Source organism: Isoptericola sp. b408 (genome assembly GCF_030588085.1).
Taxonomy (GTDB): domain Bacteria; phylum Actinomycetota; class Actinomycetes; order Actinomycetales; family Cellulomonadaceae; genus Isoptericola; species Isoptericola sediminis.
The window spans coordinates 399,734-424,302 of record NZ_JAUQYQ010000004.1 but is presented as its reverse complement, the minus strand read 5'-3'; the positions used below and the strand labels follow the sequence as shown (position 1 = coordinate 424,302).

Here is a 24,569-nt window from a genome sequence, read left to right as displayed (position 1 = left end):
GATTCCATGCCCGCAGCGGGCGGAACAGCGACGGCGGGTCCGGCGTTGTCGCCATCGGGCGGAGTGACCCGCCCGAGTCAGGAGGAACCATGATCTTCGAGTACCTGTTCGGCGCCGGCAAGACGACGATGGTCGCCCCGGAGGACGCGCTGCCCGGGCGGGAGGCGCCGGTGCTGGCCGCGCCGCGTCCGCACACCGTGCTCGGCACCTCGATCGTCGGCCCGTGGGAGCCCGGCACCCGCGTGCTGTACGTCGCGATGGGCTGTTTCTGGGGGTCCGAGGAGATCTACTGGCAGGTCCCCGGGGTCGTGAGCACCGCCGTCGGCTACATGGGCGGCACGACGCCGAACCCCGTCTACGAGGAGGTCTGCACCGCGCGGACCGGCCACACCGAGACCACGATGGTCGCCTACGACCCGACGAAGGTGTCCGAGGAGGAGCTGCTGCGGATCTTCTGGGAGCGGCACGACCCGACGCAGGGCTACCGCCAGGGCAACGACGTGGGCACCGAGTACCGCTCGGCGATCTACTGGACGACGCCGGAGCAGGCCGACGCGGTCCGGTCCACGGCGGAGCGCTACGCCGAGGTGCTGGCCGCGCGGGGCTACGACCCGATCACCACCGAGATGCGGCCCGCCGCCGAGGCGGGGCCGTTCTACTACGCCGAGGACTACCATCAGCAGTACCTGTCCCCGGCGAAGAACCCGCACGGCTACCGCTGCCACGCGACGACCGGGGTGCCGTTCCCGGACGCCGCCTGAGACCACCACCACGACGGCTCGTCCCCTCCGGCGAGGGGGCGGGCCGTCGTGCCGCGCGCCTGTCGGTGCCGGCTGCGACGATCGACCTGTGCTGCTCGACGAGCTCGTCCGCACCCACGCCGCGGTCGCCGCGACGCGCTCCCGTCTGCGCAAGCGCGAGCTGCTGGCCGCGGCCCTGCGCGACGCCGCTCCCCCGCCCGCGACCGCGCCGGAGGGTGACGACGCCGACGAGATCGAGATCGTCGCCGCCTACCTGTCCGGCCGCCCACGACAGCGCCGTACCGGCATCGGCTGGCGGACCCTCGCCGACCTGCCGCCTGCGACGGACGTCGCCACGCTGACCCCCGCCGAGGTCGACGCCGCCCTGTCCGCGATGCAGGCCCTCGAGGGCGCGGGCTCCCACACGACGCGCTCGCAGGCCTTCACCGAGCTGTTCTCCCGCGCCACCGCCGACGAGCAGCGGTTCCTGTCCGGCCTGCTGCGCGGCGAGCTCCGTCAGGGCGCCCTGGACTCGCTCCTCCTCGACGCCATCGCCGCGGCGGCCGACGTGCCCGTCAAGGCCGTCCGTCGCGCGGCGATGTTCTCCGCGGTGTCCGGACCGATCGCCCGCGCCGCGTTGACCGGAGGTGCGTCGGCGTTGGAGAGCTTCCGGCTGCAGGTCGGGCGGCCCGTCCGCCCGATGTTGGCGTCGTCAGCGCCCGACGTCGGCGCGGCCGCCGAGCGCTTCGCCGGCACCGCCGTGGCGGCGGACGTGAAGCTCGACGGCATCCGCGTCCAGGTCCACGTCACCGGCGACGACGTCGCCGTGTTCACCCGCTCGCTCGACGACATCACCGACCGGCTGCCCGAGGTCGTCACCCTGGCACGGTCCCTCGACGTGGAGGCCGCCGTGCTCGACGGCGAGGCACTCGCCCTCGACGAGGCCGGCCGCCCCCGCCCGTTCCAGGAGACGGCGTCACGCACCGGGACCCACGAGGCCGACCCGGCGTCGAGCCTGCCGCTGACCGTCCGGTTCTTCGACCTGCTGCACCTGGACGGGACCGACCTGGTCGACGCCCCGGCCCGCGAGCGCCTGGCCGCGCTCGACCGCGCCGTCCCGGCCGACGCCGTCGTCCCCCGGGTCGTCGACGCCGACGCCGGGGCACTGCAGGAGTTCTTCGACGAGGTCGTGGGCGCCGGCCACGAAGGCCTCGTCGTCAAGGACCTCGATGCCCCGTACGCCGCCGGCAAGCGCGGGGCCGCCTGGGTCAAGGTCAAGCCCCGGCACACCCTCGACCTGGTGGTGCTCGCCGTCGAGCAGGGGTCGGGGCGCCGTCAGGGCTGGCTGTCGAACATCCACCTCGGGGCGCGCGACCCGGAGAGCGGCGGGTTCGTCATGCTCGGCAAGACGTTCAAGGGTATGACCGACGAGATGCTCGCCTGGCAGACCGAGCGCTTCACGGAGCTCGCCGAGGGGCCGACCGACGGGTACGTCGTGCAGGTGCGTCCCGAGCAGGTCGTCGAGATCGCGTTCGACGGCGTCCAGCGCTCCACCCGCTACCCCGGCGGCGTCGCCCTGCGCTTCGCCCGGGTGGTGCGCTACCGCGACGACAAAACCGCTGCCGAGGCCGACACGATCGACGCGGTGCGCGCGCTGCTCACGGGCTCCGAGACGCCGGAGGACTGAGGCTCAGCGCCGCTTGCCCCGCCCCTTGGACCCGCCGGCACGGCCGCGGCGGCCGCCTGGGGGCGCTCCACGGCGAGCGCCCGGCGCTCCCCCGCGTCTCCCGGACTGCCCGGAGGTCTTCGCGGCCCCGGCCGAGGCCTTCTTGCCGCTAGCGGCCTTCGTCGACGCCCGCGCGGACTCGCCCGCCCGGCCGCGCGAGCTGTTGGCGGTGCGGCCGCGCACGATGCCCACCATCTCCTCGACGAGCTCCCCGGTCTCCTCGGACAGTCCGTCACGCAGCCAGACCAGGCCGACCGGCGCCTCGGGCCCCTCGTCGAGCACCCGGTGCACGACGTCCTTGCGCCGGTGCAGCCGCGCCAGGGACATGGGCACGACCACCACGCCGCTGCCGGTGGCGGCCCAGGCGATCGCTTCCGCCGTCGTGGCCGGTGCCGGCGTCACCAGGGTCCCGGTGCCGTCGTCGTACGGCTCGGGCGCCCGGCCGGGCCGGGGCTCGTCCCCGGTGAAGAGCACGTCGTCGTCCGGCACCCAGAGCACGTCCTCGGCGAGGTCCGCGGGCGTGACGTGCTCGGACTCCTCGGTGGCGGCCAGCAGGTGGTCCCGGGCGACCACCACCATCGGCACCTCGTCGTACAGCGCCATGGCGTGGAACTCGTCCTTGTCGACAGGCAGCCGGGCGATCGCGGCCTCCACCGTCCGTTCGCGCAGCGCCGTCGTGGCGTCGGCCGACTCCACCGGGACGAGATCCAACGGCACGCGCGGCAGACGCTGCTCCCACGTGCGGGCCCACTTGCCCGGGGTCGCACCCGGGACGAACCCCAGGCGGAACCGCGGGCCCGGGTCCACGCTGGGGTCGGCGTCGTCGGGCCGTTCGGGCCGGGTGTCCTCGCTCACGTGGCCAGGTTACCGTGCGGCGGCACGCGGCCCGCCCGACTACCCTGGGCGCATGGCCGGAACACCCTTCTCCCAGCAGGTCCTCAAGCCGACGAACGCCGCGAAGCGCCTCGGCGTCTACCTGCCCGCCACGCCGGCGGAGTTCCAGGAGAAGGGCATCACCCGCGCCGAGCTGGAACAGCTCGAGCAGAACCCGCCGGAGTGGCTCGAGGAGCTGCGCCGCAACGGTCCGCACCCGCGCCCGGTCGTGGCCGGCCGCCTCGGCATCTCCATCGGCGGGCTGGCGCGCGGCGGCATCACCGAGCCGCTGACCACCGAGCAGATCGACGAGCTGCGCGAGGACCCGCCGGCGTGGCTGGTCCAGGAGCGCGAGACCGCCGCGAAGGTCCGCGCCGAGGAGGAGCGGGTCGCCGCGGAGCGCAAGCGCGAGTCCTGATCAGTCGCGGGAGGTGACCCGGTCGGTGTGCCCCAGCGCCATGTCCGGCGCGACGGCGTCCCGCACCGCCTTCTTCAGCGGCGGGATCTCCGGGAAACCGCCCTCGGCCTTGCGGTCCCACAGCAGCATCGGCTCCTCGCCCGGTGACCGGACCAGCTCCACGCGGAACACGCCGTCCGTGCCCGGCACCAGCGCGACCTCCCCGAGCCCGGTGCGGAACGTCTGCAGCAGCTCCTGGGCGACCCACGCCGCGCGCATCAACCACCGGCACTGCGTGCAGTAGGTGATGGTCACGCGGGCGTCCGACGACGTGGCTTCGGTCATGCGCCCAGACTACGGTCGGTGCCGTGACATCCCCCGCCGACCTGCCCCCGACCGTGACCGCCGTGCTCGACCGCCTCGTGCCCTGGCCCGACGACGGCACCCGCGCCGACGGCCCGGTCGCGGTGGACGCCACCGACCGGCTGCTGCTCGCCGAGGCCGCGGAGTCGATCGGCCGGGCCGGGCCGGGGGACGTGGTCGTCGTCGGGGACCGGTTCGGCGCCCTCACCCTGGGGGCCCTGGCCCTGGGAGCCCCGGACGTCCGGGTGCACACCGACGCCCTCGACGCCGAGCAGGCGGTGCGGCACCACCTCGACCTGGAGCCGGCCGAGGTCCGAGACCGGGTCACGATCCACGACACCCTGGGCACCGCGCTGCTGGCCGGCGCCCGGATCGTGCTGCTGCAGCTGCCGAAGGGCCTGGCCGAGCTCACCGAGACCGTCGAGGCCGTCGCACGCCACGGTGCCGACGACGCCACGCTGCTGGCCGGCGGGCGGCTGAAGCACATGACCCGCGCGATGAACGACGTGCTCGGCGACCGGTTCACCGAGGTCCGCGCCACCCTGGCGCGCAGCAAGTCCCGCGCCCTGGTGGCGTCCCGCCCGCGCCCGGAGGCCCGGACGGCCGACCCGCTGTACCCGGTCCACGAGAGCCTGACCGACCCCGAGCTGCTCGCGGCGGCGTCCCCGACCGACGGCGGCGCGGCCCCCGACCGGATCGAGGTCGTGGCGCACGGCGGCACCTTCGCGGGGGCGGCCCTGGACCACGGCAGCCGGTTCCTGCTGAGCACCGCCGGGTACTGGCCCGCCGCCGCGCGCGTGCACGACGCGGTCGACCTCGGGTGCGGTACCGGGCTGCTGTCGGTGGTGCTCGCCCACCGCTACCCGCAGGCGCGGGTCGTGGCGACCGACCGGTCGGCCGCCGCGGTGTCGTCGGCGCGCGAGACCCTGGCGGCCAACGGCGTGACGGGCGTGGTCACCCGGGACGACGCCGGGGCCGGCCTGCCGGACGAGAGCGCCGACGTCGTGCTGCTCAACCCGCCCTTCCACGACCGTGCCGCGATGAGCACGGAGGCGGCGTACCGCATGTTCGCCACGGCGGGCCGGATCCTGCGTCCGGGCGGGGAGCTGTGGTGCGTGTACAACACGCGGCTGCGCTACCGCGGGTCCATCGGGCGCGCGGTCGGCCCCACGGACCACGTCGCCCAGGACCCGCGCTTCACGGTCACCCGCTCCCGCAAGCCCTGAGGCGCGACCCCGCGCTCTGTCGTCGCACGGTGGTGCGGGGAGGCCCGTGCCCGGTCGTCACACCCGAAGTGGAGGTCGCGCAGCGACCGTGAACGCGACCGGGCACGGGCCTCCCCGCACCGCAGGAATCAGCTCACTTGACGTCGACGACGTCCACGACGAACACCAGGGTCGCGCCGCCGGGGATGCCGGCCTGCGGCACGCCGCGCTGGCCGTAGCCGTGCTCGGACGGGATGGACAGCAGGACGCGGTCGCCGACGTTGCGGCCGACGAGGCCCTTGTCCCAGCCGCCGATGACGGCGCCGACGCCGATCGGGAAGTCGATGGTCTGCCCGCGGTCCCAGGAGTTGTCGAACATCTCCCCGCCCCAGGTCTGGCCGTAGTAGTTGACGACGATGGTGCGGCCGCCGTCGACGACGGGGCCGGAGCCCTCCTCGAGCACCTGGACCTGCAGGCCGGCGGGGGCGTCGCCCTCGGGGAAGGTGATCTGCGGCTTGTCGCCGAAGGAACCGGTGGCGGTGGGCAGCGTGGTCATGGTGGTACCTCACGGTCGGGTGCAGGGGAGCCGACGGCGGTGCGCCGGTCGGCGAGTCACGGTTCAGCCTACGACGGCCCGTCCAACGCCGCGGCCTTGGCCTCCAGCACTCCCCGTTCGCGATCGTTGCCGCACAGCCGGGCGGCCAGCTCCAGCTCGGCCCGCGCCTCCGCCCGCCGGCCGAGGCGCGTCAGCAGCTCGCCGCGGACGCTGGGCAGCAGGTAGGTCCCGGTGAGCACCTCGCGGGCGGCGAGGTCGTCCACGATCTCCAGCGCGGCGGCCGGCCCGGACGCCATCGACACCGCCACGGCCCGGTTGAGCTCGACGACCGGGGAGGGCGCCACGCGGCCCAGGGCCTCGTAGAGGACGACGATGCGGTCCCAGTCGGTGGCGTCGACGGACGGCGCCGTGTCGTGCTGCTCCGCGATCGCGGCCTGCAGACCGTAGGGACCCAGACCCCGCCCGGCTCCGGCCGCCCGGACCAGTGCGGCCCGGCCGCGCCGGATCGCCCCGGCGTCCCAGCGACGACGGTCCTGGTCGGCCAGCAGCACCGGCTCCCCGCCCGGGCCGGTGCGGGCCGGGAACCGCGCGGCCGTCAGCTCGAGCAGGGCCAGCAGCCCGGACGCCTCGGGCTCGTCGGGGACCAGACGTTCCAGGACCCGGGCGAGCCGGATCGCCTCGCGGGCGAGGTCGGTGCGGATCCAGTCCTCCCCGGCCGACGCCGTGGAGCCTTCGGTGAAGATCAGGTACACCACGCTGAGCACGGAGCCCAGGCGCTCGGTGCGGTCCGCGGCGGGCGGCACCTCGAAGGGCACCCGGGCCGCCGCCAGCGTCTTCTTGGCCCGGGTGATGCGCGCCTGGACCGTCGCCCGGGGCAGCAGGAACGCCCGGGCGATCTCGTCGCTGGACAGTCCGCCGACGACGCGCAGGGTCAGCGCCACGCGCGCCTCCGTGGACAGCACCGGGTGGCAGGCCGTGAAGATCAGCGCGAGCCGGTCGTCCTCGATCCGGTCCGGGTCCCACAGCAGGTCCGGCTCCTCGTCGCCCGACGGCGCGGCCCCGGCGTGCGCCTCCCCCTCGCCGAGCTCGTGCCCGAGCACGGCGTACCGCTCGTCACGCCCGGCACGACGGCGGAACGCGTCGATCGCACGGCGACGAGCGGTGGTGAGCAGCCACGCCGTGGGGTCGCGGGGGCGGCCGTCGCGCGGCCAGGCGACCAGGGCCTCGGCGAGCGCCTCCTGGGCGACGTCCTCGGCGAGCGCGAAGTCACCCGTGTACCGGGCCAGGGCACCGACGATCCGTGGCGCGTCGATGCGCCACGTCGCCTCGACGGCGCGCCGCGCGGTGTCGGGACCCCCGTCGGCCCCGACACCGCGGCGCGCGTCCGGAGGACCGTCGTCGGGCACCGGAGCACCGCCCTCGTCCCCGAGCGGACGGCTCACTTCGTCCCGAGCCGGCGACGCCACTCCTTCTCCTTCTGGATCCACTCGTCGTCGGCCGGGAAGTCCTCCTCGCCGGTCACCCGACGGACCTCGAGCTTCGTGCCCGGGCCGCTCAGCGGGGCCCGCTTGGCCCACTCGACCGCCTCGGCGACGTCCGCGACGTCGAGGATCCAGAAGCCGTTGAACAGCTCCTTGGTCTCCCCGTACGGGCCGTCGGTGACGACGGGGGTCTCGGTGGAGAAGTCGACGACGGCACCCTCGGAGGCGTCGGCGAGCCCCTCGCCGGCGACGAGCACACCGGCGTCCATCATCGACTCGTTGTAGCGCCCCATGGCGGCGATGACCTCCGAGAAGTCCATCTCCTCGAAGTCCGCCCGACCTTCGTCGGTGCCGCGCATGATCAGCATGTACTTGGTCATGTCCCTCATCTCCTCCGATGTCCGGGCCTCTTGTCCGAGACCTTCTCACCCCCCAGGTCGAACGGGACACCCCAGGATCGACACGGCACGGCAGATCGGCGACGATTCTTCCGATCGCGCCGCATCGCCGCAGTTCACGGGCCTGGTTCCGCAGACTCCGGGCTCCGGGAGCCCGCCGGAAACGTCTTTCCGACACGTCACAACTGTGTGAATCTTCTCGCTCCAGCACAGGGGGAAGTGGCGCACCGCCCCCGGGGCGACGCACTCTGGGTCCATGACGCTCGATGCCCAGGCACCACCGCCGACAGACGGACGCAGCACGTTCCCCGCGATCGCGGAGTACGCCTTCCTGTCCGACTGCGAGACGAACGCCCTCGTGGCGCCGAGCGGAGCGGTCGAGTGGATGTGTGTTCCACGCCCCGACTCCCCCAGCGTCTTCACCTCCCTGCTCGACCGCGGGGCCGGCCACTTCCGGGTCGGGCCGCACGGGGTGCGCGTCCCCGTGGCGCGCCGCTACATCCCCGGCACCCTGATCCTCGAGACCACGTGGCAGACGAGCACCGGCTGGCTGGTCGTGCGCGACGCGATGGTCATGGGACCGTGGCACAACCTGCACGAGCGGTCGCAGACGCACCGGCGCACGCCGACCGACCACGACGCCGAGCACGTGCTGCTGCGCACCGTGAAGTGCGTCTCCGGCAAGGTCGACCTCGAGGTCGTGTGCTCGCCGATGTCGGACTACGCGCGCTACGAGCCGGACTGGGAGTACGTCGACGAGGGCTACTCCTCCGTCACCGCCCGGACCGGCGACGCGAACCCGGACCTGCGCCTCAGCTCCAGCCTGCGGTTCGGGCTCGAGGGCCGTCGTGCCCAGGCACGCACCCGGATGGAGGAGGGCGACACCCACTTCGTCGCTCTGGCCTGGTCACCGCTGCCGGCGCCCACGTCGTTCGACGAGGCCGCCGAGAAGATGTGGCGGACCGAGCAGTTCTGGCGCGACTGGATCACCCAGGGCTTCTTCCCCGACCATCCCTGGCGCATCTACCTGCAGCGCTCGGCACTCACTCTCAAGGGTCTGACCTACGCCCCCTCCGGCGCGCTGCTGGCCGCCGCGACGACGTCCCTGCCGGAGACCCCCGGCGGCGAGCGCAACTGGGACTACCGGTACGCCTGGATCCGCGACTCGACGTTCGCCCTGTGGGGCCTGTACACGCTCGGGCTCGACCGGGAGGCGAACGACTTCTTCGCCTTCATCCAGGACGCCTGTCAGGACAACAAGCAGCTCCAGATCATGTACGGCGTCGACGGCGAGGAGGAGCTCAAGGAGACCGAGCTCACCCACCTGACGGGATACGAGGGGGCGCAACCCGTCCGGGTGGGCAACGCCGCGTACGACCAGAGCCAGCACGACGTCTGGGGCGCCGTGCTGGACTCGGTCTACCTGCACACCCGCAACCGGGAGCAGCTGCCGGAGGCGTTGTGGCCGGTGCTCAAGCGGCAGGTCGAGGAGGCCGCCAAGCACTGGCACCTGCCCGACCGAGGGATCTGGGAGGTGCGCGGCCAGCCGCAGCACTTCACCTCCTCCAAGCTCATGTGCTGGGTGGCCCTCGACCGCGGTGCCCGCCTGGCCCGGCTGTACGACGAGCCGGACTTCGCCGAGCAGTGGCAGAAGCTGGCCGACGAGATCCACGCCGACATCTGCTCCAAGGGGGTGGACGAGCGCGGCGTGTTCACCCAGCGCTACGGCGACGACTCGCTGGACGCCTCGCTGCTGCTGGTGCCGCTGCTGCGCTTCCTGCCCCCGGACGACGAGCGTGTCCGCGCCACCGTGCGCGCGATCGCCGAGGAGCTCACCGAGGACGGACTGGTCCTGCGCTACCGCACCGACGACACCGATGACGGCATGGACGGCGACGAGGGCACCTTCACGATCTGCTCGTTCTGGCTGGTCTCGGCCCTGTGCGAGATCGGCGAGATCGACGAGGCCCGCACGCTGTGCGAACGGCTGCTGTCCTTCGGGTCGTCGCTGAACCTGTACGCGGAGGAGCTCGACCCGCGCACGGGACGGCACCTGGGTAACTTCCCGCAGGCGTTCACGCACCTGGCCCTGATCAACGCTGTCATGCACGTGATCCGCGCGGAGGACGACCCGGGCGACCACCGGGCGTTCCGCACCCCCAGCCGCGCCTGACGCGGGTCAGGACGATCCCCGGCGAGTCAGGCCGATCCCCCGCGGGTCAGGACGATCTCCCGCGGGTCAGGGCGGTCTGCGGCGAGTCAACCCGCCGAGCGACGGGTTCGCGCCCGGACCCGCGTCCTGACTCGGCCCGATCCGTACTGACTCGGCCCGATCCGTACTGACCCGGCCCGATCCGTACTGACTCGCGGAGGTGGGACGACGACGGCCGGGCACCCTGTGCAGGGTGCCCGGCCGTCGGACGTTCAGCGCGCCGGTGCGGGCCGGCGAGGAGTCGTCAGTCGCCGCTGTTGAAGATCGCCAGCAGGCGCAGCAGCTCCAGGTACAGCCAGACGAGCGTGACGATGAGGCCGAAGGCCGCCGACCAGGCGAACTTCGCCGGGACGCCCTGCTCGACACCGCGCTTGATGAAGTCGAAGTCCATGATCAGCGACATCGAGGCCAGGACCACGGCGATGATGCCGACGACGATGCCCATCGTGCCGCCCCGCATGCCCCAGCCCTCGAGGACGCCGGTCCAGACCAGGACCACGTTGACCAGGGAGAACACGAGGTAGCCCACCATGCCGATGAGCAGGAAGCGCGTGAACTTCGGGGTGACGCGCACCTTGCCGGAGCTGTACAGGAACAGCGCCACGGCGAACACCGACAGCGTCGCCAGCACCGCCTGGAGGACCACGCCGTCCTGCCACGACTCGTAGAACTTCGAGATCCCGCCCAGGAACACACCCTGCGCGGCGGCGTACAGCGTGATGAGCACGGGGCTCGGGTTCTTCTTGAAGGCGTTGACCAGGCCGAGCACGAGACCGACGATCATGCCGCCGATCCACAGTTCGGGCGCGATCGACCAGGTCGCCGCCGCCACGACGACCAGCAGCGCGAGCAGCCCGCCGGTCTTCATGATGACGTCGGTGTAGGTCAGGCGCTGCGTGTCCACGGGGGTCGCGGACGGCGCCTCGTACATGTTCTGCAGGGACGCGGCGTCGGCGGCCTGTGCGCCGTAGGCGCCGTACTGCGCCGGGCGTGCGGCCGTGGCGGCTCCGCCACGCCCGGTGCGGCGCGGCTCGCCGAAGACGTCGCTGTTCGAGAAGACGGGGTTGCTCATGAACTCCTCCTGGTCGCGGCTGCCGGATGCGCACGACGGGTTGTCGCGCGCAGTGCCGGGTCGCTGGCCGTGACACTCATCCTAGGCAACGCGCGGACCCTGTCACACGTTCCCGCCCTCGGCGGCGTCCCGGCGCTAGGCTCGGGACCAGCGGCGTGCAGCGTCCGACGAAGGAGTGGCGCCCATGATCGAGGCACGAGGCCTCTCGAAGAGGTACGGCGACAAGCTCGCCGTCGACGACATCTCCTTCACCGTGCGCCCCGGCGTCGTCACCGGGTTCCTCGGCCCGAACGGTGCCGGCAAGTCGACGACGATGCGGCTGGTCATGGGCCTGGACCGACCGACCGCGGGCACGGTGACCGTCAACGGACGCCCCTACGCCGACCACGCACGCCCCCTGGCGGAGGTCGGCGCCCTGCTGGAGGCCAAGGCCGTGCACCCGGGACGCACCGCACGGCGTCACCTGCAGGCGCTGGCCGCGACGCACGCCATCCCGGACTCCCGCGTCGACGAGGTGATCGACCTCACCGGCCTGACGGACGTCGCGCGCAAGCGGGTCGGCGGGTTCTCGCTCGGGATGGGGCAGCGGCTCGGCATCGCGGCGGCGCTGCTCGGCGACCCCCGCACGCTCATCCTCGACGAGCCCGTCAACGGGCTGGACCCGGAGGGCGTGCTGTGGGTGCGCCACCTCGCGCGCCGGCTCGCCGCGGAGGGACGCACGGTCTTCCTGTCCAGCCACCTGATGAGCGAGGTCGCCCAGACGGCCGACCACGTCCTGGTCATCGGACGGGGCCGGATCCTCGCCGACACGTCCGTCGCCGAGCTGCTGGACGACGCCGCCCGTCGCCGCGTCCGGGTACGCACCCCGGAGCCCACGGCCCTGGCGGAGGCGTTGCGCCGGGCGGGCGCCCAGGTCACGGCGTCCGAGGACGGCGGACTGGACGTCGCCGGGACGGAGGCCGCACGCATCGGCGAGCTCGCCGCCGCCGAAGGATTCGTGCTGCACGAGCTGACGCCGGTCTCCTCCACGCTGGAGGACGCCTACCTGTCGCTGACCTCGGACGCCGTCGAGTACCACGCCGAGGAGGTCTCCTGATGACCGCGACCGCCGCCTCCCCCGCCGCACCGACCTCCCGGGTGCCCGTGCGGCCCGTCTCGTTCGTCGGTGCGCTGCGCTCGGAATGGATCAAGTTCAGGTCGCTGCGCTCGACGGTCTGGACGGTGCTGATCACGGCCCTGCTCATGGTGGGGTTCGCCCTGATGATGGCGTCCCTGCTGAACACCGCCTCGACCGAACCCGAGATGCAGGAGGGCATGTCCTCCGACCCGGGGCTGCAGGCCCTGGGCCTGACGGGGACGACGGCGGTCACGCTCGGCTACTCGTTCGCCCAGCTCGCCGTGGCGGTGCTGGCCGCGCTGACCGTCACGAACGAGTACTCGACCGGGATGATCCGCGCGACGTTCTCCGCCGTGCCGCACCGGTTGCCCGCGCTGTGGGCCAAGCTCGTGGTGGTCGTCTCGGCGACCGTCGTCGTGATCTCGCTCGCCCTGGGCGTGGCCGTGCTGGTCACGATGCCGATCCTGGACTCCGCGGGGCTCCCGGTCGACCTGTCCGATGCGGACCAGGTCCGTGCGCTGGTGGGCTGCGTCCTCTACCTCGCCACGGTGGCGGCGTTCTCCCTGGCCGTCGGCGCGCTGCTGCGGCACACGGCCGGAGCGATCTTCACTCTCGTGGCGCTGTTCTTCGTGCTGCCGATCATCTTCCAGATCGTGGTCTCGGCGTCGGACGCCGTCTGGGCCGAATGGGTCAACAAGCTGCTGCCCTCGGTCGCCGGGGAGCGGATCATCTCGACCGGTGTCACCCCGCCCACGCTGCTGGAGCCGTGGGTCGGGTACGGCGTCCTGGCGGGGTACACGGTCGCGCTGCTGGTCGCGGCAGGCGTCGCGTGGCGGCGCCGCGACGCCTGACCGGGGAACCCCCGGCCGGCGTCGCGGCCACCGCCCGGCTCAGCCGGCCGCCCCCGCGGCGGTCGTCTCGCGGTCCGTGGGCTCGACGACCGGGCCCTCCTTCTTCTCGGCCCGCCGACGCCGGCGTGCGGCACGGCGCTCCGTGCGGCCCTCGACCAGCGTGTACAGCACCGGGACGATGAGCAGCGTCAGCAGCGTCGAGGAGATCAGACCACCGATCACGACCAGGGCCAGCGGCTGGGAGATGAACGCCCCGCCACCGGTCAGCCCGAAGGCCATGGGGGTCAGCGCGAAGATCGTCGCCAGCGCCGTCATGACGATCGGCCGCAGTCGCTTGCGGGCGCCCTCGCGCACCGCGTCCTCCAGGGTGCGGCCGCGTCGGCGGTACTGGTTGATGAGGTCGATGAGCACGATGGCGTTGGACACCACGATGCCGACCAGCATCAGCACGCCGATGAGCGCCGCGACCCCGAGCGGGGTGTCGGTGACCAGCAGCGCGACCAGCGCACCGGTGGCGGACAGCGGCACCGAGACCAGCAGGATGAGCGGCTGGATCAGCGACTTGAAGGTCGCGACCATGATCACGTAGACCAGCGCGATCGCCGCCAGCAGGGCCAGGCCGAGGTCGGCGAACGCCTCCTCCTGGTCCGCGGTCACACCCCCGACCTCGACGGTCGCCCCGGCCGGCAGGTCGAGCCCCTCGATGGCGGCGGACACCTCGGCGCTCAAGGTGCCGAGGTCCTGGGCGCCCGGGGTCACGGAGACCGTGGCGGACCGCTGCCCGTCGGCGCGGCTGATCGAGGCGGGCGTCTCCACCTCCTCCACGACGGCCACGTCGTTCAGGCGCACCGTCCCGGAGGCGGTCGGGATCTTGATCCTCTCGATCTTGCCGACCGTCTCGGGCGCCTCACCGGTCACGACCAGGGTCTCCAGGGGCCCGTCGCCCAGGTCGACCTCGCCCACGGTCTGCTCCGGGGTCATCTCGCCGGAGACGACGGCGGCGACCTGCGTCTCGCTGAGCCCGGCCTCGGCCGCGGCCTCCCGGTCGACGTCCACCTGGAGGACCGTCTGGGCGGTCGCGAGGTTGTTGGTCACCTCGGCGACGCCGTCGAGGTCGGCGACGGCGTCCTGCACCGTCCGGGACGCCGTCCCGAGGTCGTCGAGGTCCGTCGCCCGGACGACCAGGTCGATCGTGTCGGCTCCCCCGAACCCGGAGTCCCCGGTGGAGACGCTGATCTCCGTCGTGGGGCCGTCGTCGGCGAGACCCTCGACCGCGGTGCGGACCTCGTCCTGCACCGCGACGCCGTCGGCGTCCTCGTCGAGGGTCACGGAGAAGCTCGCGCTGGGCGCGGCGCCCCCGCCGAAGAACGCCGCCTCGGGCGAGTCGCCGGCTCCGACGGAGGTCTGCACCGTCTCGACGCCGTCGACGCCGGCGATCGCCTGCTCCATCTCGCGCGCGGCGTCGTCCTGCGCCGCGAGGGAGGCGGTGTTCTCGAACGTCTGGGTCACCGCGAGCGTGTCCTGCCCGGAGTCGCCGATGAAGTTCGTCTCCAGGCGGGGCACCAGGGCGAGCGTCCCGCCGAGGATGCCGACGGCCAGCAGCAGCGAGATCCACGGGTGGCGCAGCGAGGCGGCCAGGCTGGGCACGTACGCCCGCTGCCACAGGCCCCGGCGCTCCTTGGCCTCGGCCGCCTCGCGGATCGCCCGGCCGCCGTCGGTGGCCTCCTCGGAACCCTTCGGCGCCTTGACGAACCAGTACGCCAGGACCGGCACGATCGTCAGGGCCACGAGCAGCGAGGCGAGCATCGCGATGGCCACGGTGAACGCGAACGGGCGGAACAGCTCCCCGGTCATGCCGGAGACGAGGCCGAGGGGCAGGAAGACGGCGACGGTGCAGATGGTCGAGGCCGCGATGGCGCCGGCGACCTCACCGGTCGCGGTGAGGATGGCGCTCTTCTTGTCCTCGCCGTACGACAGGTGTCGCTTGATGTTCTCGATGACGACGATCGCGTCGTCGACCACGCGGCCGATGGAGATCGTGAGGGCGGCCAGCGTGAGGATGTTCAGGGTGTAGCCGGTGACGTCCATGACGAGGAACGCCGTGGCCAGCGACAGCGGGATGGACACCGCCGAGACGAGCGTGGCGCGCATCGACAGCAGGAAGACGAGGATGATCAGGACCGCGAAGACGAGACCGAGCCCGCCCTCGGTCGCGAGCCCCTCGATGGACTCCTCGATGAAGGGCGCCTGGTCGAACACGACGGCCGTGGTGATGCCGGCCTCGTCGAGCTCGGCGGCGTTGGCGTCGATGGCCTCCTGGACGGCGTGCGAGACGTCGACGGTGTTGCCCTGCGGCGTCTTGATGATGGCGATGCCCAGCGAGGGCTCGCCGTCGAGGCGCGAGAAGGAGGTCTGCTCGGACGGGGCGACGGAGATGTCGGCGACGTCGCCGAGCAGGACGGGCTCGGGCGGGGCGGGGGGTGCGTTGGCGTCGGGCAGCCCCTCGGGCTCCGTGCCGGCGCTGCCGTCGGCCGGTGCCCCGGCGGCGCCGTCGGTCCCGGACGGCGGCACGGCACCCTGCGCACCTGCCGCGGCGGCCGCGGGGTCGTCCGTCGCTCCCGCGGCGCCCCCGTCGGTAGGCGCGGCGGCGGACACCGTCGGCACGAGGGGGATCTCCCGCAGCTCCTCGAGGCTGCCGAGGCGGGTACCGGCCTGCAGGGAGTAGGTGTCGCCCTCCTCGGTGACCGTCCCGGCCGGGACGACGGTGCCGTAGTCGGTGAGCACCCGGGTGACCTGCGCGACGTCGAGTCCCTCGTCGGCGAGGTCGCCGGGGTCGACGTCGATGAGGATCTGGTCGTCGACCGCGCCGCTGACCGTCACGGAGCGGACGTCCTCGATGTCCTCCAGGTCCGGCACCAGCACGGCGTCGATCTGGTCGGCCAGCTCGGCGAGGTCGTCGCCCGCACCGGCCGCGGCGAGCTGGATGACGGGCAGGTCGTCGAGGGACCCGGTGATGACCTGGGGCTCGACGTCCTCCGGCAGGGCGGACTGGATCTGCGTCATGGCGGTGGTCAGCCGCTGCGTGGCGGCGTCCATGTCGGTGCCGTAGGCGAACTCGACAGTCGTGGTCGACGTCCCCGTGGAGGCGGTCGAGCTGATGGACTCGATGCCGTCGACGGCCTGCACCGCGGCCTCGACCTGCTCGGTGACGTTCTCCTCGACGACCTGCGGCGAGGCGCCGGGGTACGTCGCCAGGACGACGCCGGCGGGGAACTGGAGGGAGGGGATGAGCTCCTGCTTCAGCGAGGTCAGGCTCAGGGTGCCGAAGACGAAGATCGCGACGGTCACCAGGGCGACCACGGCGCGGTTCGCCAGGGACAGGCGGGCAAGGCGGAACACACTCACTCCAGGGCGTGGACGATCAGCGACGGTCGTACGGGAGCACAACGGATCCTCAGCATACGAAGTTCCCGGGGGTGGTCCACCGCACCGTGGCGCACGTCACGCCGAACGCCCTCCCGGGACGGGTCGTCGACCCGGGAGGCGTCCCGTGTCGAAACCGCGGGAAACGCATTCCAAACATCTGTTGGCAAAGATGTCTTTGCAGCGCTATGTTTGGACCATCCGCCAGACCTCACCGCAGGAGACGCCATGATGCTCACCGCCACCGCACCGCGCCCGACCGTCGTCGACCGCGTCGGCGGCCGCGTCGCACGGCTGCTGGTCGACGCCGGCACCCACCTGGGCGACACCCTCACCGCCCGCGCGGAGCACCGCGCCAGCCGTGCGAAGCACCGTGACGCGCACGCCCGGGACCGCCGCGCCCGGGGCCGACACCAGCACCTCGCCGTCGAGCGGACGCGCGACAACACCGCGCAGATCAACCCGCTGGGTCTCCGCTGAGGTCTCGGCACAGTACGGTCGTGACATGACGGACCCCTCCACGCCGGCACCGGACGCCCCCCGGCCGCCCGCCCCGGTCGACGCGGCCCGGCTGCGGGGACTGTCGCACCCGCTCCGCGTCCGGATCCTCGACCTGCTCCAGGTGCACGGGTCCCTCACCGCCAGCCGCCTGGCCGAGCTCGTCGGCGAGTCCAGCGGATCCACCAGCTACCACCTGCGCCAGCTCGCCAAGCACCAGTTCGTCCGGGAGGTCGAGGGCAAGGGCACCGCCCGCGAACGCTGGTGGGAAGCGACGCCGGGGGGTCTCGTCATCGGGCCGGCGGCGGCCGACGACGCGGGCGTCCGCACCACCCGCTCGCTCGTCCGCGCCGGCTTCGAGCAGGCCCGCCAGGAGAAGATCTGGCGACTCCTCGACCTGATGAACGAAGACCCCGCGCAGATCCCGGACTCCGCCGGCTGGGAGGAGGCGATCACCCTCATGACCGCCAATGCGCACGCGACGCCCGAACAGCTCCTCGGACTGGTCGAGGCCGTCCAGGCGACGATCACCGCCGAGATCAGCCGGCTCACGAGCCAGGAACCCGACCCGCGGTCCCGGCCCGTGCAGATCCACTTCAACGCCTTCCCGGTCGTCCCTGACGACGGGCCGTCACGACCCGCCGGCACCGACGCCGCGGGTCACGGCGACCCGCTCGGCTGACCCCCGGGCGCCCTCAGCGCCTGCTCACCGCCGAGGCCCACAGCCAGGCGAACCCCTCGCGGCCGACAGGGTCGACGTACCGCACGTACACGGCACGCGGGGTCCAGGCGAGGGCCTCGCCGTCCGCCTGGAAGGTCCTCCCCCGGCCGTCCGTCACCCACGCGGTCACCGGCAACGGCTCCGGAGGGCGGGTCGGCGGCTCCCGGCGCGCCTCGGGCGGGACCTCGGTGGCGACGTCACGCAGCGGCACACGCTCGATGCCGCGGTCGCCCTCCCCACGCCGTGTCGAACTCATGTTCGAATGCTAGCGCGCCAAGCGCCCCGTCGTCCTGGAGGTAGCCGAAAGGCCGCCGGAGACGCAAGGATGCGCCCATGACGCTGTTCGAGTTCCTGGCAGAGCGACTCGGCGAGGACGAGATCTCGGCCCGGGAGGTTCCGTCCGGCCGCTGGCCCGTCGTGGCCGACGACGGGCTGCTGACCGACTACCTCACCCGCCTCGACCCCTCCCGTGTGCTGGCGGAGGTCGAGGCGAAACGCCGGATCGTGGAGCTGCACGAACCCTTCATCATCGGCGATCTCGGTGAGACGCTCTGCTACCGCTGCGGCCACGGGAACGAGTCCGACCCCGGTGCGCGATGGCCCTGCCTCACGGTCGCCGCCCTCGGGACCGTCTACGCGGACCACCCGGACTACGAGGAGAGCTGGCGGCCGTAGGACGCTGCGGGGCTCGCGGCACGCTGCTCCGACGTGCCCCGCGGCCCCGCACGCCTCCCCGACGCCGGTCGGCTCCCGGGTCGCGGCAGCCGACTACCCAGGAGAACGCCGAGGATCACGAGCACACCGCCGGCGAGCTCCCCCGGGGTCGCCGTCTCCCCCAGCACGAGCCACGCCGCGGTCATGCCCACGACGGGCACCAGCATCGAGAACGGCGCGACCACGCCCGCCGGGTGGCGCGACATCAGCCAGGTCCACAGACCCGACCCCGCCACGGTGCCGAGCAGCACCGTGTACGCGAGGCCGACGACGGCACCGACGGCGCCCGGGTCGTCGTAGGAGACCAGCGAGGTCCGGATGCGGTCCGGCCCCTCGACGAGGAGCGAGACCGCCAGCATCGGCAGGGGCGGCACCACCGACATCCACAGGGCCAGGTGCAGCGGGTTGCGCGGCCTGGCCTGCCGGTTGCACACGTTCCCGATGGCCCAGCCGAAGGCACCGGCCAGCGTCAGCAGGAAGGGCAGCACAGCGGCGTGCTCGGCCCGTTGCCACCCGACGACCGCGAGTCCCGCCACCGCGACGAGGATGCCCACGAGCTGGCGGCCGCTGAAGCGCTCGCGCAGGAACGTCGCACCCAGCACGACGGTGAAGGGCCCCGACGCCTGCAGGACGAGGGAGGCGAGCCCGGCCGGCATCCCCGCCGCCATCCCCCAGTACAGGAACGTGAACTGCAGCACGCCGAAGCCGAGGCCGTAGCCGATCAGCCAGCGCACCGGCACCCCGGGCCACGGCACGAGCAGGACGGTCGGCACCGCCAGGACGGCGAACCGCAGCGCCACCAGGAACAGCGGCGGGTAGTGCTGCAACGAGGCGTCGATGGCCAGGAAGTTCAGGCCCCACAGCAACGCCACGAGGGCGGCGAGGAGACGATGACGGGTCGGCACGTCCTCATGCTCGACCTGTCCGAGGATGAAGGACAAGCGAAACTTTCTTCATCGACGACGTAGGCTGACTTCATGGAAGTCCGGCACCTCGAGCTGCTGCGCGAGCTGGCGGACCGGGGCAGCATCTCTGCCGTCGCCGCAGCCACGCATCGCACGCCCTCCGCCGTGTCCCAGCAGCTGCGCACGGCGCAGCGCGAGCTCGGTGCCGCGTTGGTGGAGCCGCACGGGCGCGGGGTCCGGCTGACCGACGCGGGCCGGCTGCTCGCGGACGGTGCGGTGGAGGTCGCCGTCGCGCTGTCCGCCGTCCAGGCGCGCTGGGACGCGTTCCGCGACGCGCCCGCGGGCACGGTCTCCGTGGCCGCCCTGCCGAGCGCCGCCACCTACCTCTTCCCCGCGCTGGAGCGGGACCTGGCCGCGAGCGGCGTCGAGCTGCGACTGACCGAGCTCGATCTCGCCGAGGCGGAGTACGGGGCCATGACCGCCGACCACGACGTCGTCGTCGCGCACAGCATGACCAGCGTGCGGCCGCCCGGGACCGACGGTCTCGTCGTCGTGCCCGTCGTCGACGAACCGATCGACGTCGCGATGGCCACGCACCACCGTCTCGCGGCCCACGGCACCGTGTCGCCGGCCGACGTCGTCGACGAGGTCTGGGTGGGTGTGCCCCGGGGGTTCCCGTTCGACACCGTGCTGCGCACCATCGAGCAGGCCACGGGGGCGCAGCTGGACGTGCGCCAGCGCCTGCTCGACAACCGGCTGGTGGAGGCCCTGGTCGCGACCAGCTCACGGCTGGCGGCGCTGCCCCGGTTCACCACGCCGGTCGATGACGGGCTCACGCTCCGTCCGCTGACCGGCGTACCGGCCGTGCGTCACCTCTCCGCGGTGATGCGACCCGACCGCGCCCGACGCCGGGCCGTCCGACACGTGCTGGACAGCCTCACCGCCGCCGCCGCGGACACGGCCCGGCGTCACGGCGTCGAGGGCCGCCGGCCCCGCGACGGTTCGACGTCGGCGTGACCACGCCGGGCCCGTGGCCCACGCGGGCTGACGCCGCGGTCCGTGCCCCCGCCCGGGTTCGAACCGGGACTGGACCGGGTTTAAGCCGGCTGCCTCTGCCAGTTGGGCTACGGGGGCGTGCGGGACGACGATCGGGCGGCCTCGATCGACAGCTCCGGTCGCGATCGGCAGCTCAAGATACCGAACGGGACGGGAGCGTCGACCGGGACCGCCCGATGCGTGCTCGCCGGGACGTCAGCCGCCGTGCTCCGCCTTGGCCGCGGAGGCCTCCGCCTTCTGCTCGACCTTCTCACCCTGCTGCTTCGGCGGCACCGAGGCCTTGCGGAACTCGTCGCGCGGGTCGTGCAGCGAACCGAGGGAGACGATCTCGCGGCCCATGAGGAACTGGCCGATCCAGCCGATGAGGATGCGGAACTTCCGGTTGCCCGTCGGCATCGCCATGACGTGGTAGCTGCGGTGGGCGAGCCAGGCGAGGGGGCCCTTGAGCTTGACGAAGCCGAACAGCTCCGCCACGCCCTTGTACAGGCCGAGGGAGGCGACCACGCCGATGTTCTTGTGCTTGTACTCCACCAGCGACTCGCCCTTGAGCTGGGCGATCAGGTTGTCCGCGAGCTGGGTGGCCTCGCGGATCGCGTGCTGCGCGTTCGGCGGGCAGAACGAGCCGGGGTTGAGCAGGTCCGGCACCGCGGCGCAGTCACCGGCGGCCCAGGCGTCAGGGACGACCTCGCCCTCGGTGCCGTCCTCGTTCGTCCGCGCGACCTGCAGCGTCGGCAGCACCGTGACGCGACCCATCTTGTCGCTGGGCAGGTCGGAGCTGTCCTTGATGACCGGGTTCGCCTTGACCCCGGCCGTCCACACGATCGTCTCGGTGTCGAACTCGACACCCGTGGAGGTCACGACGTGGCCGTCCTCGCAGGAGGACAGGAACGTGTTGAGGTGGAACTCGATGCCGCGCTTCTTCATCTCCTCGAGCGCCCACTCGCCCATGGGCTCGGAGACCTCCGGCAGGATGCGGCCGGCGCCCTCGATCATGACGAACCGCAGGTCCGACTCCTCGATGGTCGGGTAGTTGCGGGTCGCGTAGCGCGCCATGTCCTCGATCTCGGCGAGCGCCTCGATCCCCGCGAAGCCGCCGCCGACGAAGGTGAAGGTCAGCATCCGCTCGCGCAGGTCGGCGTCCCACGTGGACGAGGCGACGTCCATGCGGTTGAGCACGTGGTTGCGCACCGCGATGGCTTCCTCGACGTTCTTGAAGCCGATGGCGTTCTCCGCCAGGCCCGGGATGGGCAGCGTGCGCGAGACCGAGCCGAGGCCGACGACGAGGTGGTCGTAGGAGACCTCGTAGTCCATGCCCTCCTCGGGCGAGATCGTGACCTTCTTGTCGCCGTGGGCGATGTTGGTGACCTTGCCCTGCAGCACGTCGATGCCCTTGAGGGCGATCCGGTGCGGGGCGACCACGTCGCGCGCGTCGATCGAACCGGCGCCGGCCTCCGGCAGGAAGGGCGCGTACGTCATGTAGGGGCGCGGGTCCACGACGACGATCGCCGCCTCGCGCTTGCCGAGCTTCTTGCGCAGCCGGCGCGCCACGTACAGCCCGACGGAGCCACCGCCGAGCACGACGATGCGAGGCACCTTGCGGGGGCGCGGTGCGGGCGCGGGCGCGTCCTGGGCAGGGTTGTCCGTCGACAGAACGTTCTGAGGCATGACCACCAGTCTACGACTGCCTCACCTCGGATCGCACGGGAGGTGACGGCCTGTGCTCACGGTCACCGCCCCGGACCGCTGTGACCAGGCGTTTGCGCCGACATCACGGCACAGGATCGACAGAACGGACACCCCGAAGGTGTCCACGATGTGATCGGTCGGTCAGACGAGGGACAGCGCGATGCCGTCGAGGATGTCGCTCTCGCTCGTGACGACCTCGGTGAGACCACCACCCGCCGCGGCGACGTCGTCGCGCACCCGGGCCACGATCTGCGACCAGATCAGCGCACCCGCACCGATCACGTCGGCCCGGCCCGGGTGCATGAACCCCAGCGCGAGCCGCTCCTCGCGAGTACGCCGCAGCAGGTCGTCGCAGGCCGTCAGCACGTCGTCGACGCCGAGCACGGTGCCGTTGATGGCGTCCCGCTGATAGCTCGGCAGCCGCAGGGCGTGCGCCGTCACCGACGTCACGGAGCCCGCGAGCCCCACGAGGGTGGCGGTGCGCCCCAGCGGCACGACCCGGGCGGCCTCGTCGAGGGCCGCGTCGACGTCGGCCCGTGCCGCGGCGACCTCGTCGGCCGTCGGCGGGTCGGACGGCAGGTGACGCTCGGTGAGGCGCACCGAGCCGACGTCCATCGACACGGCCGCGTCCGGCGTCGTCGTACCCAGCACCAGCTCGGTGGAGCCGCCGCCGAGGTCGACCACGAGGTAGGGGCCCGGGTGGCCCGCGGCCTCGCCGCTCGTCGCACCGCGGAAGGACAGCTCGGCCTCCTCCTGGCCGGTGATCACCTCCGGGTCCACGCCGAGCGCGGCGCGCACGCCCGCGGCGAACTCGTCCCGGTTCCGGGCGTCGCGGGTGGCGGACGTCGCCACGAACCGGACCCGCGTCGCCCCCAGCTCGGCGGCGACCTTCGCGTACTCCCGCGAGGCGGCGAGCGTGCGCTCGAGCGCCTCGGGCGCCAGCTCACCGGTGCGGTCGACGCCCTGGCCGAGCCGCACGATCTGCATCCTCCGGTCCAGCTCGGTCAGGGTGCCGTCGGCGGCGACGTCGGCCACCAGGAGGCGGATGGAGTTCGTGCCGCAGTCCACGGCGGCCACACGGGTGCTGCTCATCACGGACGCACCCTCTCACCCCGGACCGACACGTGCGACGTCAGCACGAGCACCGGTCCGGGCGCCACTGGTCCCGGACCATCGCCAGCGCCTCGTCACCCAGCGGGTTGACCCCGGGGCCGGCGGCGAGGCTGTGCGCGACGAGCACGTGCAGGCACTTGACCCGGGTCGGCATCCCGCCGGCCGAGATGCCCTCGATCTCCTCCACCTGGCCGAGCTCCGCCCGACGCGCCAGGTAGTGCTCGTGGGCGGCCCGGTAGGCGGCGGCGAGCTCGTCGTCGACGGCGAGCCGGTCGGTCATCTCCTTCATCACGCCCTCGGCCTCGAGGCGGGAGGCCGCGGCGACGGCGCCGGGGTGGGTCAGGTAGTACGTCGTCGGGAAGGGCGTGCCGTCCGGCAACCGCGGCGCGGTGCGCGCCACCAGCGGGCGCCCGCACACGCACCGTGCGGCGACGCCGACGACGCCCCGGGGCGTCCGGCCGAGCTGCTCGGCCATCACCTCGAGGTCGTGGGGGGTCGCGACGGTCGGGTCGTCGCCGGGTGCCGGCGCGGTGGACGGGGACGAGGGTTCGGGACTCACCCGGTCATTGTCCCTCGCCGGGGCCGGGGGTCTCCACGTCGGCCGGGTCCAGGCCCGACCCGGGGTCCACCACCGCGCGGTCCGCGGCCTGCACGGACTCCCACATCGCCTGGTACCAGGGGGCGCCCGTGGTGCCCGCCCCGACGTCCGGTGTCGGGTCGGCCCCCGTGACCGGCTCGTCGTCCTGCTCGATCTCCTCGGCGTCGACGACACGCCAGGCGGTGTCCCCGGGCAGCACGTAGTTCAGCCGGCTCCGGGCCTGCTGGATGACGTAGGTCCGGTCGTCCCAGCGCGCCAGCTCGTTCTCGAGCTGGTCCCGCTCGGCCTGGTTGGCGGTCAGCTCCGCCCGCAGGCGATCGATCTCGGCCTGCTGCTGCACCGCGCCGCGCACCGTCGGCAGGAGCAGGACGAACGCGAGGAGCACCACGACCGAGAGCACGATGAGCCGGACGGTGAGCACCTCGGGCAGGACCAGCCCGAACCGGCTGCGGCGCCGTTCGTCCCGCGACGGCCCGGCCGGGCGGCGCGAGGCGCCGGCGGTGGCGGACGCCGACGACGTCGTGCGGGTCCGACCGCCGGTGGAGCGTGAGGACGGCCGCGGCCCGGGGTGGCCGGTCGGGCGCGTCGGACCCCGGCGGGGTCGGGGCGTGGTCGGTCGACGGGAGGACACGTCCCGATTCTGCCGGTCCACGGGACGCGAGCGGCTCACCCCGCCCGGCGTGCCCGCGTCCGGGCCGACTGCGCGGGTCAGGACGACCGGGCGCGAGTCAGGTTCACAGACCGCGAGTCAGAAGGATCGAGCGCGAGTCAGAACGGCCCGGCGCGAGTCAGAAAGATCGAGCGCGAGTCAGGACGATGGGGCCCGTCCCAGGAACGACGACGGCCGGTCGCCCCTCGCGGAGG

General features: G+C 73.1%; 24 protein-coding genes and 1 tRNA gene. 11 read left to right on the top strand and 14 right to left on the bottom strand.

The genetic code is table 11. The features are described from left to right. Nucleotides 1–89: 89 nt before the first annotated feature. Nucleotides 90–761 (top strand): peptide-methionine (S)-S-oxide reductase MsrA, encoded by a 672-nt coding sequence (gene msrA, locus Q6347_RS13455; RefSeq protein ID WP_304607615.1) that lies wholly within the window; start codon nucleotides 90–92, stop codon nucleotides 759–761. 88 nt (nucleotides 762–849) lie between these two features. Further along, nucleotides 850–2,427 (top strand): ATP-dependent DNA ligase, encoded by a 1,578-nt coding sequence (locus tag Q6347_RS13450; RefSeq protein WP_304607614.1) that lies wholly within the window; start codon nucleotides 850–852, stop codon nucleotides 2,425–2,427. A 3-nt stretch (nucleotides 2,428–2,430) separates the two neighbouring features. Here Q6347_RS13450 and Q6347_RS13445 read toward each other — a convergent pair whose 3' ends face one another. Further along, the gene (locus Q6347_RS13445) at nucleotides 2,431–3,321 is read right to left on the bottom strand and encodes a LysR substrate-binding domain-containing protein (RefSeq protein WP_304607613.1); all 891 of its coding nucleotides are present in this window, start codon (nucleotides 3,319–3,321) and stop codon (nucleotides 2,431–2,433) included. Between the two features lie 52 nt (nucleotides 3,322–3,373). Here Q6347_RS13445 and Q6347_RS13440 point away from each other — a divergent pair, with 52 nt between their 5' ends. Continuing rightward, nucleotides 3,374–3,757 (top strand): DUF5997 family protein, encoded by a 384-nt coding sequence (locus Q6347_RS13440; RefSeq protein WP_171246976.1) that lies wholly within the window; start codon nucleotides 3,374–3,376, stop codon nucleotides 3,755–3,757. On the opposite strand, the gene Q6347_RS13435 is transcribed toward Q6347_RS13440, so the two are convergent. Then, complete coding sequence (locus tag Q6347_RS13435; protein WP_304603258.1) at nucleotides 3,758–4,081, bottom strand: SelT/SelW/SelH family protein; 324 nt, start codon at nucleotides 4,079–4,081, stop codon at nucleotides 3,758–3,760. 23 nt (nucleotides 4,082–4,104) lie between these two features. Between Q6347_RS13435 and Q6347_RS13430 the strand changes: the two genes are divergently transcribed. After that, nucleotides 4,105–5,325, top strand: a complete 1,221-nt coding sequence (locus tag Q6347_RS13430; protein ID WP_304603257.1) for a methyltransferase — start codon at nucleotides 4,105–4,107, stop codon at nucleotides 5,323–5,325. A 133-nt stretch (nucleotides 5,326–5,458) separates the two neighbouring features. On the opposite strand, the gene Q6347_RS13425 is transcribed toward Q6347_RS13430, so the two are convergent. The 3 genes from Q6347_RS13425 to Q6347_RS13415 form a co-directional block, all read right to left on the bottom strand. Further along, the gene (locus Q6347_RS13425; RefSeq protein ID WP_304603256.1) at nucleotides 5,459–5,860 is read right to left on the bottom strand and encodes an FKBP-type peptidyl-prolyl cis-trans isomerase; all 402 of its coding nucleotides are present in this window, start codon (nucleotides 5,858–5,860) and stop codon (nucleotides 5,459–5,461) included. A gap of 68 nt (nucleotides 5,861–5,928) precedes the next feature. Continuing rightward, nucleotides 5,929–7,266 (bottom strand): RNA polymerase sigma factor, encoded by a 1,338-nt coding sequence (locus tag Q6347_RS13420; protein ID WP_304607612.1) that lies wholly within the window; start codon nucleotides 7,264–7,266, stop codon nucleotides 5,929–5,931. A gap of 32 nt (nucleotides 7,267–7,298) precedes the next feature. Continuing rightward, nucleotides 7,299–7,721 (bottom strand): YciI family protein, encoded by a 423-nt coding sequence (locus tag Q6347_RS13415; RefSeq protein WP_304603255.1) that lies wholly within the window; start codon nucleotides 7,719–7,721, stop codon nucleotides 7,299–7,301. Between the two features lie 274 nt (nucleotides 7,722–7,995). Between Q6347_RS13415 and Q6347_RS13410 the strand changes: the two genes are divergently transcribed. Beyond that, on the top strand, nucleotides 7,996–9,912 hold the full coding sequence (locus Q6347_RS13410; protein WP_304603254.1) for a glycoside hydrolase family 15 protein: 1,917 nt from the start codon (nucleotides 7,996–7,998) through the stop codon (nucleotides 9,910–9,912). Nucleotides 9,913–10,195: 283 nt separating this feature from the next. On the opposite strand, the gene Q6347_RS13405 is transcribed toward Q6347_RS13410, so the two are convergent. Next, nucleotides 10,196–11,023: a Bax inhibitor-1/YccA family protein gene (locus Q6347_RS13405; RefSeq protein ID WP_304603253.1), complete on the bottom strand. Its 828-nt coding sequence runs from the start codon at nucleotides 11,021–11,023 to the stop codon at nucleotides 10,196–10,198. 184 nt (nucleotides 11,024–11,207) lie between these two features. On the opposite strand from Q6347_RS13405, the gene Q6347_RS13400 reads away from it, so the two are divergent. Next, nucleotides 11,208–12,119: an ABC transporter ATP-binding protein gene (locus Q6347_RS13400; RefSeq protein WP_304603252.1), complete on the top strand. Its 912-nt coding sequence runs from the start codon at nucleotides 11,208–11,210 to the stop codon at nucleotides 12,117–12,119. Further along, nucleotides 12,119–12,991: an ABC transporter permease subunit gene (locus Q6347_RS13395; protein WP_304607611.1), complete on the top strand. Its 873-nt coding sequence runs from the start codon at nucleotides 12,119–12,121 to the stop codon at nucleotides 12,989–12,991. The genes Q6347_RS13400 and Q6347_RS13395 overlap by 1 nt, the downstream gene beginning before the upstream one ends. Nucleotides 12,992–13,030: 39 nt before the next feature. On the opposite strand, the gene Q6347_RS13390 is transcribed toward Q6347_RS13395, so the two are convergent. Beyond that, the gene (locus tag Q6347_RS13390; protein WP_304607610.1) at nucleotides 13,031–16,390 is read right to left on the bottom strand and encodes an efflux RND transporter permease subunit; all 3,360 of its coding nucleotides are present in this window, start codon (nucleotides 16,388–16,390) and stop codon (nucleotides 13,031–13,033) included. A gap of 252 nt (nucleotides 16,391–16,642) precedes the next feature. Here Q6347_RS13390 and Q6347_RS13385 point away from each other — a divergent pair, with 252 nt between their 5' ends. Continuing rightward, nucleotides 16,643–16,894, top strand: a complete 252-nt coding sequence (locus tag Q6347_RS13385; protein WP_304607609.1) for a hypothetical protein — start codon at nucleotides 16,643–16,645, stop codon at nucleotides 16,892–16,894. 25 nt (nucleotides 16,895–16,919) lie between these two features. Next, the gene (locus Q6347_RS13380) at nucleotides 16,920–17,594 is read left to right on the top strand and encodes a winged helix-turn-helix domain-containing protein (protein WP_304607608.1); all 675 of its coding nucleotides are present in this window, start codon (nucleotides 16,920–16,922) and stop codon (nucleotides 17,592–17,594) included. A 13-nt stretch (nucleotides 17,595–17,607) separates the two neighbouring features. Here Q6347_RS13380 and Q6347_RS13375 read toward each other — a convergent pair whose 3' ends face one another. Next, on the bottom strand, nucleotides 17,608–17,889 hold the full coding sequence (locus Q6347_RS13375; protein WP_304603247.1) for a hypothetical protein: 282 nt from the start codon (nucleotides 17,887–17,889) through the stop codon (nucleotides 17,608–17,610). A 77-nt stretch (nucleotides 17,890–17,966) separates the two neighbouring features. On the opposite strand from Q6347_RS13375, the gene Q6347_RS13370 reads away from it, so the two are divergent. After that, complete coding sequence (locus tag Q6347_RS13370; protein ID WP_304607607.1) at nucleotides 17,967–18,308, top strand: DUF6221 family protein; 342 nt, start codon at nucleotides 17,967–17,969, stop codon at nucleotides 18,306–18,308. Here Q6347_RS13370 and Q6347_RS13365 read toward each other — a convergent pair. Beyond that, nucleotides 18,284–19,252 carry an EamA family transporter gene (locus tag Q6347_RS13365; protein ID WP_304603245.1) on the bottom strand — a complete coding sequence of 323 codons (969 nt, stop codon included), beginning with the start codon at nucleotides 19,250–19,252 and terminating at the stop codon, nucleotides 18,284–18,286. The two genes, Q6347_RS13370 and Q6347_RS13365, sit on opposite strands and share 25 nt — an antisense overlap. A gap of 72 nt (nucleotides 19,253–19,324) precedes the next feature. Here Q6347_RS13365 and Q6347_RS13360 point away from each other — a divergent pair, with 72 nt between their 5' ends. Then, a complete protein-coding gene (locus tag Q6347_RS13360) occupies nucleotides 19,325–20,269 on the top strand; it encodes a LysR family transcriptional regulator (protein WP_304603244.1) in 945 nt (314 codons plus the stop codon). A gap of 43 nt (nucleotides 20,270–20,312) precedes the next feature. Here Q6347_RS13360 and Q6347_RS13355 read toward each other — a convergent pair. The 5 genes from Q6347_RS13355 to Q6347_RS13335 form a co-directional block, all read right to left on the bottom strand. Beyond that, nucleotides 20,313–20,386, bottom strand: a tRNA-Leu gene (locus tag Q6347_RS13355). 117 nt (nucleotides 20,387–20,503) lie between these two features. Continuing rightward, nucleotides 20,504–21,973, bottom strand: coding sequence for an NAD(P)/FAD-dependent oxidoreductase (locus tag Q6347_RS13350; RefSeq protein WP_171246989.1), 1,470 nt, complete (start codon nucleotides 21,971–21,973; stop codon nucleotides 20,504–20,506). A 162-nt stretch (nucleotides 21,974–22,135) separates the two neighbouring features. Further along, nucleotides 22,136–23,086, bottom strand: a complete 951-nt coding sequence (locus Q6347_RS13345; RefSeq protein WP_304603243.1) for a Ppx/GppA phosphatase family protein — start codon at nucleotides 23,084–23,086, stop codon at nucleotides 22,136–22,138. A gap of 40 nt (nucleotides 23,087–23,126) precedes the next feature. After that, nucleotides 23,127–23,582 (bottom strand): DUF501 domain-containing protein, encoded by a 456-nt coding sequence (locus Q6347_RS13340; protein ID WP_304603778.1) that lies wholly within the window; start codon nucleotides 23,580–23,582, stop codon nucleotides 23,127–23,129. An 88-nt stretch (nucleotides 23,583–23,670) separates the two neighbouring features. Next, on the bottom strand, nucleotides 23,671–24,336 hold the full coding sequence (locus tag Q6347_RS13335; RefSeq protein WP_304607606.1) for a septum formation initiator family protein: 666 nt from the start codon (nucleotides 24,334–24,336) through the stop codon (nucleotides 23,671–23,673). Nucleotides 24,337–24,569 lie beyond the last annotated feature (233 nt).

What these genes read in the sequence shown, in the direction of transcription:
- msrA (WP_304607615.1), top strand. Translation starts at nt 90, where the DNA reads ATGATCTTCGAGTACCTGTTCGGCGCCGGCAAGACGACGATGGTCGCC.
- Q6347_RS13440 (WP_171246976.1), top strand. Translation starts at nt 3,374, where the DNA reads ATGGCCGGAACACCCTTCTCCCAGCAGGTCCTCAAGCCGACGAACGCC.
- Q6347_RS13435 (WP_304603258.1), bottom strand. Translation starts at nt 4,081, where the DNA reads ATGACCGAAGCCACGTCGTCGGACGCCCGCGTGACCATCACCTACTGC.
- Q6347_RS13425 (WP_304603256.1), bottom strand. Translation starts at nt 5,860, where the DNA reads ATGACCACGCTGCCCACCGCCACCGGTTCCTTCGGCGACAAGCCGCAG.
- Q6347_RS13415 (WP_304603255.1), bottom strand. Translation starts at nt 7,721, where the DNA reads ATGACCAAGTACATGCTGATCATGCGCGGCACCGACGAAGGTCGGGCG.
- Q6347_RS13410 (WP_304603254.1), top strand. Translation starts at nt 7,996, where the DNA reads ATGACGCTCGATGCCCAGGCACCACCGCCGACAGACGGACGCAGCACG.
- Q6347_RS13405 (WP_304603253.1), bottom strand. Translation starts at nt 11,023, where the DNA reads ATGAGCAACCCCGTCTTCTCGAACAGCGACGTCTTCGGCGAGCCGCGC.
- Q6347_RS13400 (WP_304603252.1), top strand. Translation starts at nt 11,208, where the DNA reads ATGATCGAGGCACGAGGCCTCTCGAAGAGGTACGGCGACAAGCTCGCC.
- Q6347_RS13395 (WP_304607611.1), top strand. Translation starts at nt 12,119, where the DNA reads ATGACCGCGACCGCCGCCTCCCCCGCCGCACCGACCTCCCGGGTGCCC.
- Q6347_RS13385 (WP_304607609.1), top strand. Translation starts at nt 16,643, where the DNA reads ATGATGCTCACCGCCACCGCACCGCGCCCGACCGTCGTCGACCGCGTC.
- Q6347_RS13380 (WP_304607608.1), top strand. Translation starts at nt 16,920, where the DNA reads ATGACGGACCCCTCCACGCCGGCACCGGACGCCCCCCGGCCGCCCGCC.
- Q6347_RS13375 (WP_304603247.1), bottom strand. Translation starts at nt 17,889, where the DNA reads ATGAGTTCGACACGGCGTGGGGAGGGCGACCGCGGCATCGAGCGTGTG.
- Q6347_RS13370 (WP_304607607.1), top strand. Translation starts at nt 17,967, where the DNA reads ATGACGCTGTTCGAGTTCCTGGCAGAGCGACTCGGCGAGGACGAGATC.
- Q6347_RS13360 (WP_304603244.1), top strand. Translation starts at nt 19,325, where the DNA reads ATGGAAGTCCGGCACCTCGAGCTGCTGCGCGAGCTGGCGGACCGGGGC.
- Q6347_RS13350 (WP_171246989.1), bottom strand. Translation starts at nt 21,973, where the DNA reads ATGCCTCAGAACGTTCTGTCGACGGACAACCCTGCCCAGGACGCGCCC.
- Q6347_RS13345 (WP_304603243.1), bottom strand. Translation starts at nt 23,086, where the DNA reads ATGAGCAGCACCCGTGTGGCCGCCGTGGACTGCGGCACGAACTCCATC.
- Q6347_RS13340 (WP_304603778.1), bottom strand. Translation starts at nt 23,582, where the DNA reads ATGGCCGAGCAGCTCGGCCGGACGCCCCGGGGCGTCGTCGGCGTCGCC.